This is a genomic window from Daejeonella sp. JGW-45 (assembly GCF_029360805.1).
In the GTDB taxonomy this organism is placed as follows: domain Bacteria; phylum Bacteroidota; class Bacteroidia; order Sphingobacteriales; family Sphingobacteriaceae; genus Daejeonella.
The window spans coordinates 162,733-175,890 of sequence record NZ_JARKNC010000006.1; the positions used below are offsets into that span (position 1 = coordinate 162,733).

The 13,158-nt window shown below is 45.2% G+C and carries 9 protein-coding genes and 1 tRNA gene; 4 read left to right on the forward strand and 6 right to left on the reverse strand.

Features of this window, described 5'->3' with window-relative positions; translation table 11 throughout:
- Positions 1-26: 26 nt before the first annotated feature.
- The gene (locus P2W76_RS08160; protein WP_276347221.1) at positions 27-479 is read right to left on the reverse strand and encodes a VOC family protein; all 453 of its coding nucleotides are present in this window, start codon (positions 477-479) and stop codon (positions 27-29) included.
- Positions 480-667: 188 nt separating this feature from the next.
- On the opposite strand from P2W76_RS08160, the gene P2W76_RS08165 reads away from it, so the two are divergent.
- Both P2W76_RS08165 and P2W76_RS08170 read left to right on the forward strand, forming a co-directional pair.
- Positions 668-740, forward strand: a tRNA-Phe gene (locus P2W76_RS08165).
- Between the two features lie 406 nt (positions 741-1,146).
- Positions 1,147-1,806, forward strand: coding sequence for a DUF6766 family protein (locus P2W76_RS08170; RefSeq protein ID WP_276347222.1), 660 nt, complete (start codon positions 1,147-1,149; stop codon positions 1,804-1,806).
- Positions 1,807-1,827: 21 nt separating this feature from the next.
- Here the strand turns inward: P2W76_RS08170 and P2W76_RS08175 are convergent, their stop codons facing one another.
- The 4 genes from P2W76_RS08175 to P2W76_RS08190 all read right to left on the reverse strand — a co-directional run bounded on the left by P2W76_RS08175 (position 1,828) and on the right by P2W76_RS08190 (position 5,497).
- Positions 1,828-2,586, reverse strand: a complete 759-nt coding sequence (locus P2W76_RS08175; protein WP_276347223.1) for an SDR family oxidoreductase — start codon at positions 2,584-2,586, stop codon at positions 1,828-1,830.
- A 96-nt stretch (positions 2,587-2,682) separates the two neighbouring features.
- Entirely contained in the window at positions 2,683-3,195 is a 513-nt protein-coding gene (locus tag P2W76_RS08180) for a DUF892 family protein (RefSeq protein ID WP_276347224.1), read from the reverse strand.
- Between the two features lie 178 nt (positions 3,196-3,373).
- Positions 3,374-3,706 (reverse strand): YegP family protein, encoded by a 333-nt coding sequence (locus P2W76_RS08185; RefSeq protein WP_276347225.1) that lies wholly within the window; start codon positions 3,704-3,706, stop codon positions 3,374-3,376.
- Between the two features lie 171 nt (positions 3,707-3,877).
- Positions 3,878-5,497 (reverse strand): helicase associated domain-containing protein, encoded by a 1,620-nt coding sequence (locus P2W76_RS08190; RefSeq protein WP_276347226.1) that lies wholly within the window; start codon positions 5,495-5,497, stop codon positions 3,878-3,880.
- Between the two features lie 168 nt (positions 5,498-5,665).
- On the opposite strand from P2W76_RS08190, the gene P2W76_RS08195 reads away from it, so the two are divergent.
- Together P2W76_RS08195 and P2W76_RS08200 are read left to right on the forward strand one after the other, a co-directional pair.
- Positions 5,666-7,063, forward strand: a complete 1,398-nt coding sequence (locus P2W76_RS08195; protein ID WP_276347227.1) for an alkaline phosphatase PhoX — start codon at positions 5,666-5,668, stop codon at positions 7,061-7,063.
- 227 nt (positions 7,064-7,290) lie between these two features.
- Positions 7,291-10,101, forward strand: coding sequence for a TonB-dependent receptor (locus P2W76_RS08200; protein WP_276347228.1), 2,811 nt, complete (start codon positions 7,291-7,293; stop codon positions 10,099-10,101).
- Positions 10,102-10,176: 75 nt separating this feature from the next.
- Here P2W76_RS08200 and P2W76_RS08205 read toward each other — a convergent pair whose 3' ends face one another.
- Positions 10,177-12,747: a TonB-dependent receptor gene (locus tag P2W76_RS08205; RefSeq protein WP_276347229.1), complete on the reverse strand. Its 2,571-nt coding sequence runs from the start codon at positions 12,745-12,747 to the stop codon at positions 10,177-10,179.
- Positions 12,748-13,158 lie beyond the last annotated feature (411 nt).

Consider the following 13,158-nt stretch of genomic DNA (forward strand, 5'->3'; position numbering starts at 1 on the left):
GGATTTAAATGTAATGAAAAGGAGTGTTATTTTTTACCTATTTCTTCTGCCAGCCCGATAAGCAGTCCTTCGGTTCCCCGGATGTAGCACAGCCGGTACGCGTTTTCATACTGCACCACATCTCCAACAAGCTGAGCGCCATGCCTGATTAGCCGGGATAGCATTTCGTCAATATCCTCAACGGTGAACATGACACGCAGGTAGCCGAGAGAGTTCACAGGAGCCGTGCGGTGATCCGACATAATAGGAGGCGTAATGAATTTTGAAAGTTCCAGCCGGCTATGCCCGTCTGGAGTGATCATCATGGCAATTTCTACATGCTGCGAACTCAGCCCTGTAACCCGGCCAGCCCACTCTCCTTCTATTACTCCCCTTCCTTCAAGCGTCAGGCCTATCTCTGAGAAGAACGAAATAGCATCATCAAGCGACTCAACGACGATGCTGACATTGTCCATTCTTAATAATTTGTTTTTAGTCATAATTGCAGCCATTAATTTCTTTCAATGTATTTCTGTCTTGTAAAGTCTGACTTTCAGATCATTTCGTTTTAATGCTTTTGAGTACTACAAATATCCGGCAGACCGGAACTAACACTAATTTCAAATTTTATTTTCTTAAACCAAAAAAGACACTACATTTGCAGTCCCGAACAAAACGGGTATGGTCTGGTACCATAGCTCAGTTGGTAGAGCAAAGGACTGAAAATCCTTGTGTCGCTGGTTCGATTCCAGCTGGTACCACATCGATCGCCGTAGCTTCAGCGAAGGAGGTCAAAGAAACCCTCAGAGAGATCTGGGGGTTTTTTGATTTAAAGCTATTTTAAGATGCCGATTTAGTGTCATAGCTCAAAGTCAAAGATATCATCGTCGACCTTTATCCTGTTCATTCTCTCCCCGAGGACCTGCCATAAAACCGGTATTGAGGTATGCAAAAAATATTTTTTAGCAAACCTGCTGAAAAACCGCAAGAAGTTTCTATCACACATTTCCGAATTGTGCCGTTAGTATGGTGAAGCCGCCTCCGACGGTTAGTACACCGAAGGCGAACGAGGCGGTAGGTATGAAAGACTCTGCTAAAAGTTTTTATTATAACATATATGAACAAAAGCCCCGGACGGTTGTTGGCAACACGTATAAACTACTGAACATGAAAAAACATACTTTTTTTTATCGGAATGGTTTAAGTATCGTGTTTCTCTCGCTGTTTATTTTTACGCTCCTTGCGCAGGCTTTAACCGGGTGGAAAGAGCATAATAGCGAGCTTGAGGATGCCGGCAGGACGGCAATAACTTTTGGAGCTTACCTCAACACCGGGCATTTTATTTCATCTACCTTCGAAAATTTTCAGAGCGAGTTCCTTCAAATGGCGCTCTACGTAGTGCTGACGATTTATCTGCGGCAGGAGGGCTCATCCGAATCTAAAAAGCTGGATGGCAAGGAAGCGGTCGACCGTGAGCCGAAGGCTCATAAAGACGCACCGGCAGCTGTAAAAAAAGGCGGCTGGATATTGAGGTTATATAGTATGTCCTTATCGCTGGCCTTCTTTATACTCTTTTTCATCAGTTGGGGTATGCATTTATACGGAAGTATGAATGACTATAATGAACAAAATCTGCTTGACGGTGAGGCAGCTGTAAGTTTGATGGAGTACCTTGGTCAGCCTCTATTCTGGTTCGAGACTTTTCAAAACTGGCAGAGTGAATTTCTTTCGGTAGCTTCTATCGTGATATTGTCGATATACTTGAGGCAGAAGGGTTCACCGGAATCCAAACCTGTTGACGCGCCCCATAATGAAACTGGGGAGTAATCCTTGAAGGCGGGCATCGTGCTATATTAGTTGTAAATGTGGCCTTATCTGCATTCCCACAATGTCGCATCTGTCGGGCTGAACCAGGCAAAATGCAACGGCCATAGCTATATCCTCTGCTTTAAGCATTTCTCCCTGCGCTACCTGGAGAAGCTTTTCGTCGTTACTGGCCTCCTGCATGTCGGTGTCGGTAGCACCGGGCTCAATTAAAGTTACTTTTATCCCATCCGGGTTAAGCTCTTTCCTTAACGCTTCTGAAAAACCCTGGATCCCGGACTTAGTGGCAACATATACAGAACTTCCTTCCTCCCTGACATCCGCACTCATCGATCCAATATTCAGGATATGACCGCTTCCCGCGGCTTTCATCCTCGTGGCGGCATGATGAGTGCAAGCCATGTACGACAGCAAATTAGTTTGAACTGTATAGCTCCATTTTTCATAATCACCCTCCATGATACTTCCGTATCCAAGGGCTGCGTTGTTAATGAGGATATCGATACCGCCGAATATGTTATCGACCGTGTGGAAGATATTTTCAATATCTTCATTCTTAGACAGGTCCGCTACCACCCCCAGGCAGTAGGCACCTGGCGATATACTGTTGGCCTCGGCAATGGTTTCGTCTATTTGGGCCTGGTGACGCCCGCAGATGATACACCTGGCGCCAAACGAGATGAGCAGCAGGACTATTTCCCGGCCAATTCCGGTGGTGCCTCCTGTAATTAGTACCCGTTTACCCGATATTTTCTCTTTCCAGTAAGTATTCAGACCTTTCATTTCTTAGCTGGCTTATTTGTGGTAAAAATGACGGTTCGCTTAACAAATCATAAAAATGGCCTCTGTCCGGATAGAAGAGGCCATTTTATGAAGACGTTATGCCGCTACATTGGATTCCGACATGGCGATCTCCGTCAGCTTCACATCGGTGTCTTTCTCTTCCGCGAGAGTCTGACTTAAAAGTTCCTCAGCTTCCGTATGTTCCATCAGGTGCGCATAGGTAACGAGACAGCCATAACTTGCTATTTCATAATGTTCTACCTTCTGGGCTGCGGCTATAAGGGCAGCGTCGAGTATCTGGCTGTCCTCGAAGCTTTCCATGATTTCATCTGCTTCTTCAAGGAGGCCTTCCATTGCTTTGCACTTTTTACCCCTTGCGGTTAGACCGATGGATTTGAAAGCGTCCTTTAGCCGCTCGATGTGCTGTTCCGTCTGGGCATAATGCTCTTCAAAGGCAGCTTTCAGGGTCGGGCTGCTCGCGCCGTTAGCCAGTTTTTTCAATCCCTTTAGAAGTTGTTTCTCTCCTCCTAAAATATCTCTTAATTCATCTACAAATAATTCGTGCAGATGGCCGTTCGGCATTCCTGTTAATTGATTTGAATTTGCCATAAGTAAAGTTTTTAATGATGATTTAACTCTATAACAGCAATTCTCAGCGCGTGGTTTGGCTAACTGGCGAAATAAGTATTAATACCTGACTAAGAAAAAAAGACTACGCGGAATTTTACATACCGGTCCTATGGCGTATCTGTTCCTGATAAGCCCTCGCAAATTAAAGAAGCTGGTATTACGCAGTCTGATCATTCACCTTTGCGTCTGGCGCATTGGTCTTTACCGATTCGATCCCGTTTTCGCGTGAAGAGGCGCTTTCGTACATTTCACTGGATCCGATGATCTGTCCGTTTGAAGCTTTTAAGTTGAAGAAATGTTTTCCATTTGTAGATGTTTTGCGGTCAAACCTGGCGTCGTCCTGTGAGTTGGTTCTTACTGACTCAATGCCGTTTTCGCAGCTTGCCTTTGAAGAATAGCCTTCGCTTGCTAATATGGTCTGTCCGTTACCTGCTTTAAGATTGAATTGAAATTCTCCGTTTGTCCTTTTAGTAATTACAAATGATCCCATGTTGCTAATATTTAGTTTTTATTGGATAGTGTTTAAATAAAGATAGAATTTTTGGAATAGATATGTATAAGGAAAGTAATTATTGCCGGAAGCAATTATGTTCCGGGCAGATAATCTTCATATCTAAAATTAAGCATGCCGCGTGAACTTAATTTTAGCAAAAGATTAAGTTTACGCAGCTGCCTTTTTTTTGTCTTTACTTACTACCCGCCATTCAAAACCGATAGCGTCTAAAAGAGCACACCTTGCCTGGCTTATTTTTGCCGATTCGTTCCTCATCCTGCTGACCCATTTGCCGAGTTTGGGATCCCTTTCCCAATAGACCGGTACGCGGGTGTGTCCGAACTCCTGTTTGAACGCCAGCAGGCGTTTATACATGAATGGCCATGCTACGAACACTTTTTTTTGTATCGGCCATTCAAATCCGAGCTTGTTTAACAGGTTTGTTTTTTCGGGACTTAGCTCATGACGTAATAATTTCATTCTGTAGACCCAGGTGGCAAGTCTTGGATTTTGTGGCCACTGTGATGGAACCCTGCTGTGGCCAAACTGCTCATGGAAACCGAGGAGGAGCTGATACATTTTCTGCCAGTAGCCCTCATTTACGCTCCAGGGAAAGGATATTGTATTCAACTTAGCGATTCGTTGTGCTGATAACTTATCCTCGTAATATAACTTCCGCTGCCACACCGTCCATCCCTGAAGAGCGGGCTCTATTTTCAAAGAAACCTGACACGTGCCATGCTTACGATAGTAGTCGGTCAGCTTTTCAAAATGATTCTCCCATAGGGAATCGAGGTCAGACTGCAGTCTGCCAGAAGTATCCCGGCTCCACACAAAATTAAGCTTATCCAGTTTTTTTATTTTTTCCGGCGGGAGCTTTCCCTTGCTTTCCAGTTTTCTTTGCAGCGCTATCCAGATGCCCAGCGATTTATTCTTCTTGTAATTAACAGGAACAAAACTGTGGCCGTGGATTTGTTTGAATTCGCATAGCTCTTTGTACCTGCCTTCCCAGTTCTTCTTTTTAACCGCTGTGAAGTCCCAGATAAACTGAATATTATTCAGGCGGGTTTCGCGCTCCTCCGACAAGAATTTTTTCTTCTTTTGCAACCGCTGACGCTCCATCCAGCTCACAAGCTTTTTCTCACTTCCCGGAACATTAAAATGACCATGCCGGTTGTAAAATCCAAGCAGCTCCTGGTAATGGTCATTCCACTGGGCGTCATACAGGTCCTGGACTTGCCAGGTAAATTCAATCTCTTTAAGTAATTGTTCCCGATAGCTGAGCATTTTACCATCTGCATATTGTTTCCTTTGCCTGAGTACCCAAAGGGCCAGTTGCTTATCTTCCTTCCATTGATAGGGTACGCGGCAATGGCCGTGCTCTTTATTAAAAGCTAGCAGTCTGTTATACATGATCTCCCAGGCGTGATCGCGGCTCATGGGAACATCCCAGTGGATGCCCAGACCATCGAGTTTTAGGAATTGCACCTTCTGTAAATGACGCCTGTTCAAAACCTGCCGGTTCAGCCAGTCTCTTAATTCATGTTTTCCCGGGTCCGAAAATACGCCTGCAAGGCCGGTATCTTTAATTGCAGTTTCCAGGCGCAGGTACATGGTTTCCCAGAAGTTATCTATTTCTCCAAAAGTGAGTGTGGGGTCGGCCGGCTCGTCCCGCAGATGGGAAGACTTTAGTTGATCGTCCACAGCAGATCTGCCGGCAGCGGTATAATGTTTCTCGATAGGGTCTTGAGCAGGATCTAATGTTATATTCCCGGTAGTATTGATCATGTTGCAAAGTTACAAGGAAGGGCACTCGCCCCCTGTCAAATTGCTGTTATCTTTTCTTAACCTTTGTCACAAAAGGCAAGAGGAATCAAATTGTTTGATGTATTAAGGTGGATGATTAGTTAATAAATTATTAATTTAAGCTTTAATTCGGGCTTGTACATTTATCGGATGATTAATTCGAGAAGAGATTTTATAAAAAGCACCGGCCTGATAGGTCTTGGATTTTTAGGCCTGAATCAGCTGGCAGTCGAGGCTGCAGCCCTTGGCTTTGTTAATTATAATGATGCGGGGGGCAAATATGGTCCGCTGGAATACAGGCAGGGCGAGATTCTCAGTTTGCCCAAAGGCTTTACAGGGAAAATTATTTCATGTCGTGGGGATAAGATGAGCGACGGCCTTCTGTCGCCCGGAGCCCATGACGGGATGGGTGTGTTTAAGCTGCGGGGAAATAAAATTATATTGATCCGAAATCACGAATTGTCGCCAGGCGCTATAACTTCAGGCCCTTTTGGGAAAAGTAATGAGTTGCTATATAAGGTCGATAAAAGCAATATTTATGATTACGGAAACGGGGATGCCATGTGCTATGGAGGTACAACGACCCTGGTATATAACGAAAAGCGCCAAAAGATCGAGTTGGAGTACCTTAGCCTGATCGGCACCGTGCGGAATTGCGCCGGGGGCATTACTCCGTGGAACTCCTGGCTAACTTGTGAGGAGACCAGTTTCCTTAAAGGCGGAGAGAAGGGCTTGCTCGAAAAAGATCACGGTTATAATTTCGAAGTGTTTGCGACTGAGAAAATAGGTTTGACGGCCCCTGTTCCAATTAAGCCAATGGGCCGCTTCGTCCATGAGGCGGTGGCGGTTCATCCCCGTGAAGGTATTGTATATCAAACCGAGGACACCAGCGACAGCCTGTTCTATCGTTATGTGCCGGTTAAACCCGGCGACCTTCATAAAGGAGGAAAACTTCAATGCCTGGTTGTTGATGAATGGACGAGCGCTGATACGCGCAACTGGGCAAACCTTAACACTGATAAGTTTCCTCAGAAGACGGCCTTCAATGTACATTGGGAAGATCTGGATAACGTAGAAGCGCCCGACAACGATCTTCGGCTTAGGGGTTATAAAAAAGGAGCTGCAAGATTTTCCAGGGGAGAAGGTATCTGGTATGGAAAAGATGAGCTGTTTTTTGCTTGTACCGATGGAGGGATGAACCGTACCGGACAGATATTCAAGTATATCCCAAGTAAATACGAAGGAGCGGAAAGGGAGAAAGAATCTCCTGCAACGCTCGAACTATATATAGAGCCTAATGATATAAATATATTTCAGAACTGCGATAACCTGACCATTGCACCCTGGGGCGATGTGATTATTTGCGAAGATAAATCGGATCCAAGGATCGTAGGTATCACACCCGAAGGCAAAACCTACGTGATCGCGAAGAATATTGGTTACCGCCAGTCTGAATTTGCCGGGCCTGTGTTTTCCCCTTCAGGAAAAACCTTGTTCGTCAATATTCAATCTCCTGGGTTAACCCTGGCAATTACAGGCCCATGGTAAACTCTCTCGGATATTTATGAAATAGAATATAGTGTGGCTGTTAAATTCTTTCCGGCCCACGATATTGATCACCTTCCTGGCCTTTGCCGGAATTCTGATCGGTACAGGTAAGATCAAAGCGCTTGCTGATTCTGTCAGCTTATGAAAATTATTTTTCCGCAAACTGTCACATTTTAATTTAAGCGGAGTCTTTTGTGAGAAGGTAAATCCACCTTCGGGAAAGCCGTATGAAGAACATCATCATTTTTATTTTCACCAGCCTGATCGGGGCGCAGTTGTTTGCGCAGGATGGCCGTTTAAACGGAAAAGTAGTTTCATCAAAAAATAATGAGCCAATCGCTTACGCAGCGGTACTCTTAACCGGAGAAACCGATTCAACTAAACGGACTGGTGCGCTCACGAGCACAACCGGGGAATTTTCCTTAAAAGACCTGCAGGCTGGGAGGTACCTGCTGCAAATATCTTTCCTGGGTTATAAGTCGATCTTAAGACCTGTTCAGATAGCTGCAGGAAGTATCGATCTGGGATTGCTGAAGCTTGAGGAGGAAGCTCTTTCGCTGAATGAGGTTACCATAAGCGCAGAACAACTGGCAGTAAAAGTAAGGAAGGATACCATCGAGTATAATGCCGATTCCTTTAAAACACAGCCTAATGCGGTGGTAGAAGACCTGCTGAAGAAGCTGCCGGGAGTAGAAGTTGACCGCGACGGGAACATCCTGGTAGCCGGGCAAAAGGTAACCCGTTTGACCGTCGATGGAAAGGACTTCTTTGGCACTGATCCAAAAACGGCAACTAAAAACCTGCCGGCAGATGCAATAGCAAAGGTGCAGGTGGTAGACAGCAAAACCCTCGAGGCAAAAGCAACCGGTGTTGACGACGGGCAGCGCGAGAAAGTGCTGAATCTGACAATCAAGGAAGATAAAAAGCGGGGCTGGTTTGGTAATGCAAATGCTTCCGGCGGTACAACCGACAGGTATAATGGTTACTTGAGCGCAAATCATTTCAATAAAAACCTGCAGTTTGCTGTGCTTGGCATGAGCAATAATATTAGTAATTCCAGCTTTCAGTACGATGACCTGAGTAGTTTCTCAGGCGGAAATGTGGGAAATATATTTGCACCGCCAGCGGGCGGGAACTTCTCTATAAATGTAAATAACGGGCGTACTACTATCAGTGGTTCGGGAGTTTTCGATAACAATGCCATCGGCGAAGTGACCACTCATAGTGGCGGAATAAATTACAGTAATAGCTGGGGTATGAGTAACAAACTGGCTATTAGCAGCAGCTACTTTACCTACTTTTCCCAAGGTGTAGGCAATCGGCGTTCAACTATTCAGGACATTAATCAAGCAGATGTACTGCGTACAGCTGAAGTCACAAACAGAAACTCCGACAATGAGGCTCACCGCTTCAATCTTAAAGCGGAGTATCATCCGGATTCTCTGACTGATATTACGTTCAGACCGAATGTGATCCTGAATTATACTACCAATGTTCATAACAGGGCTTTCAACTCTGCCTTTGACGGCACTGGAAGAAGCAATGACGGGAATCAGTATTTTAGCCAGCGGAACGTGACACCTTCGCTGTTTGGAGAATTTTCGGCGCTTCGCAGGATAAAAAGGGGCTCGATAGCCCTGCGTCTCAATGGTACACAAAACACCTATAATGCAGATTGGATAAATCGATCGCAGATCAATACTTACCAGAATGGAACACCGGAAATGACTGAACTGGATCAGCAGGCGCGTCAGGACAATGCGTCGAAAACCTATACAGTGGGATTAACCTATAATCGCCAGCTGAACAAAACCTGGAGTGCAAATGCAGGATATGCTTACAATCACGGGCTCGTTGACGCCGAGCAGTTGACTTATAGTTATAATACCATCACTGACAGGTATGAAACGCTGGTTCCGAATCTTTCAAACCGCACCGACAATATGAACTGGATGCAGTCTGCACGCTTTGGATTTATTAATACTCGGGCACAATGGACCTATAATTTCGGCTTTTGGCTTCAGGAATCGGGATTCGATGTTGCAGCATTTAGCACATCGGGAGCTACAATTAATCAGTTGGACAAAGCTTACTATAATTTTTTACCGCGGTTAAACATCAGCTTTAAAAACAAGGCCAATCATACCATCCAGCTGAACTATAATTCATCCGTAAACCTGCCTTCGGCAAATGACCTGCAGCCGGTGCAGAATAATACGAACCCGCTTTACCAGCGTATCGGGAATCAAGACCTGGAAGCGAGGAAGAATCACCGGATGTCGATCAATTTTAACACCTTCAGCGCCGACAATAACAAATATTGGAATGGTTATTTCCTGATCAATTACGCGATGGATGATTTTGGCAATAGTATGCGCTATGTTGACGGCGTGCAGCATGTCCAGCCTGTAAATGTTGACGGTAATTATTTCATCACGACAGGGACCTATTTTGGAAAGCCAACCGGGCTCAAAGGCTTGAGAATGGGTTACGGGCTTAACCTTTTCACTTCGCATACATCCTCATTTATAAACGCGAGCCGGAACCTGACTAAGCGATATAATATGGGCCCAAATGCGACTTTCAGCTATGACATAGAGGGTAAATTAAACAGCGGAGTGTCATTTGGTGTACAGTATAGCATGGTTAACAATTCTCAGCCCGCGGCGATCGATAACAAGTATTTCAGTTTCTATAATTACAGCAATGTGAGTTGGGAGTTCGTGAAAAATATGCGCGTTACCGCCGACCTCCAATTCAATGGCACAGCCGGAAGGGCCGATGGCTTTAATAATAATATGTTCCTTTTGAATTCGGGGATCGAACAATATTTGATGAAGCGGAGGATGACATTATCTGTAAAAGGATTTGATATCCTTAATCAGAATACCAACATCGATAGGACGATTAATGCCAGCAGGATAGAAGACATCCGCTTTAACAGTATGACCAGGTATTTTTATATGATGTTAAACTTCCGGATCAATAAGGCAGGCGCAGGAACAACCAGGTCAAATCCTAGAAGCACTGTTGGTTAAGTTTAAAATGGTGAAAGAAGGTGAATTGAATGAGTTTTATGAAGGCATTCAATTCACCTTTTACCTTTCAGCCGTTTATAAGGAGTAACGAAGGGTCAGCCCAAATGTTCTTGGGTCTCCAAGTACGCCTGCGTAATGGCCTGCATTTCCGCCTGCAGGCAATAATTGCTCAAAATAATCTTTGTTGAACAGGTTACGGCCCCAAACGTATGCCGAAAAGCCTGTCGTAGCTTTATAGCCGATGCGGCCGTTAATAAGGGTATAGGCTTCAATATTCAAGTATTTAGAAGGCGAAGGGCTTGACGAAAAGTCGGAACGGTAATAAGCATCCAGTGCACTGAAGAACTTAGCTTCCTTCTTGAAAAACTTAGCCGGCGTAGCGAATTCTCCTCCCGCTGATCCTGCCCACTTGGAGATGCCTGGAAGCTGTCCGCCGGAAATGTCTTTGAATGCTACCTGTACGCCGTTAACTGTTAAGCCTGTTTCTTCCAGCGGAAGCGGTGCATTGGTAAAGCGGTCATATTTCGCGTCCGTGTAAGCTGCAGCTCCGTAGAACGTGAAATTCTGGTTTGCTCTCAGGTTTGCATCCAGTTCAAACCCTTTTACGCTTACCTTTTCTGCGTTTGCAATATAGCCTCGGTTCACGCCCAGTTCAGGCGACTGCACATTGGTCTGGTAATCTTTAATATCAGACTGGTGAAGGGTAAAGTTCAGCGTAAGGTTGTCAGCAGGTGAAGATTTTATTCCAAGTTCATAGTGCTTTGTGTCCTCGGGTTTAATAACCGCCAGGTTAGTGGCCGCCCCGCCCCCTGGTGCTGATGGAAGACCAGCTACGTTAACACCTACGGGCTTGAAGCTGGTAGAGTATGTAGCAAAAGCATTTAATCGTCTGCTTGGTCTGTAAGCGGCGGTGAACGAATACGTGAAGTTTTTCTCATCGGCATCGGCTACATACGACTGACTGCTGTATACACCGTTTTTTAGCGCAATTAATGCGGGGTCTGTAGTTTGCAGGCCACCCCGGGCGATCCGGCTATAGTTTACATCCTTTTCATCATAATTGAAGCGAACGCCCGGCAATATGTGGAAGTTCTTAATGATCTCCCAGTCGATGCTGGCAAATGCAGCTGCGCTTTTCGATTTGATGGAAGCGGTAGTGTATATACCATATCCTTCAAACAGGCCGGGTGTTCTCCAAAGTAGGCTGGTGGAGCTCTGAGAGAAGCGCCATTGATCGGAACCGGATTCTTCTGTTCCGTTGATCTTTACTTCCTGATCGATGAAAAATACACCGACGACACCGCTTAGTTTTTCTGAAAGCTGACCTGCATAACGTAGCTCCTGAGACCAGTTCCGGTGTTCTGCCGGGTTTTGAGATTTGGCCAGAGCCTGTAGTCCGGTGAAATCCCTGTCATTTGACGGAATCCAGTTCCAGTAGCGCCAGGCTGTGGTAGAGGTCAGGGTGCCTGGTCCTAATTTTGTTTCGGCGTTTAATGAAACACCACCCAGTTCGTTACCTGAATTCCATGGTGTATCATGATCAATTTTACGATCAAAAGCATTGAGGCTAGGCAGCGAATATCCGAGCTCGGCGGTAATTGCGTTGAACTGGCGATAAGCAGGCCTTAGGGTTTGTACTACTCCCGCAACTACCTGGGCATACCCATCAGGTTCCTGGTCAGAGGCATCCAGCGCAAGGGTTATGAAGGTGTTGTCTGTGGGCTTGTACAGCAGCTGGCCGCGAAAGCCGAGGTTGTTTATATCGTTGGTTGCTTTACCAGTTCGGATGTTTTCTATCACACCGTCCCGTTGGGTGCCAGAAAAGGAAACACGCACAGCAAATTTCTTGCTTAAAGGTCCGGTGACAGAGGTTTTCGCCTGGATGTATCCATAGTTACCGAAGCTGCTTTCAAAATTATATTCAGGGGTGAAACTAGCTTTGCGGGTTACGATATTGAAAGCACCAGCCGTTGTATTCTTCCCGAAGAGGGTACCCTGTGGACCGCGCAGTACCTCAATGCGGTCGATATCAATAAAGTCAAGAGTAGCAGCTGCAGGCCTTGCATAGTAAACGCCGTCTACATAATAACCTACTCCCGGATCAAGACCATCATTTGTCAGCCCGAATGGTGAGCCTATACCACGAATATTAACACCGGTGTTTCTGGGATTTGACGTATACATCTGCACGGATGGGATGAGCTCTTTAACGCGGCCCACATTGAATGCTCCTGATTCCTGGATCTGTGCACCGCCAACAACAGAAATCGGAATTGGAACATCTTGCAATGCCTCTGATCGCCGCCTGGAGGTAACGACGATTTCTTCAAGCAGAGCGTCTTCTACAAGTGTAAGCTGTACTGGCGTATTGAAACCGAGTATCTGGAAATCCTGAGGTCTAAACCCTATAAAGGTTGCCCTGATGTAAAAAGGGGGCTGTTGATTCACAGTTAGTTTGAATTGCCCGAGAGAATCAGCTTTGGTTGAGTTGTTGGTCCCTCTTACTGCAATTGTGGCGTCGGCCAGAGGCTGTCCCTGGCTGTCTTTTACCGACCCGGAAACTACTTGCTGAGCAAGCAAAGAACCAGAATAGAGAAGAAATACGTTTAGCAGCAGAAATTTTACTGCATACGGGAAATGTTTCATTTTTATGTGTTATTAAAGATTTATTGGAAATAATAAAAATTGATAGTTTGAATTCAATGGTGATCAGCGGCAACAACAGGGTTGCAAAAAGCGGCTTAAATTCAGGGGAAGAGGTGAATAGCTAACTTGTTTTGACATAATCCTGCCTTTAGTAGTGGGACGTTCTGGTTGTTTCATGCCGCAAGTATAGGTAAATATCCTATTATATCAATAAAGTCTATGGAATTAGTAGTCATTTATTTTAAAAAATGCTTTGATCAATGGGCAGACAACGTTTTTATGAATTATTTTTATCGTTCATATCGGCTTTTGTTAAGAGTTATAAACCAGAGGCATTCCGTTCCATCCCCGAATAGCGTTCTTGAACTCAGCTCCGGTTGTTGAAAATATTTTGGTTCTACTTTTATATCT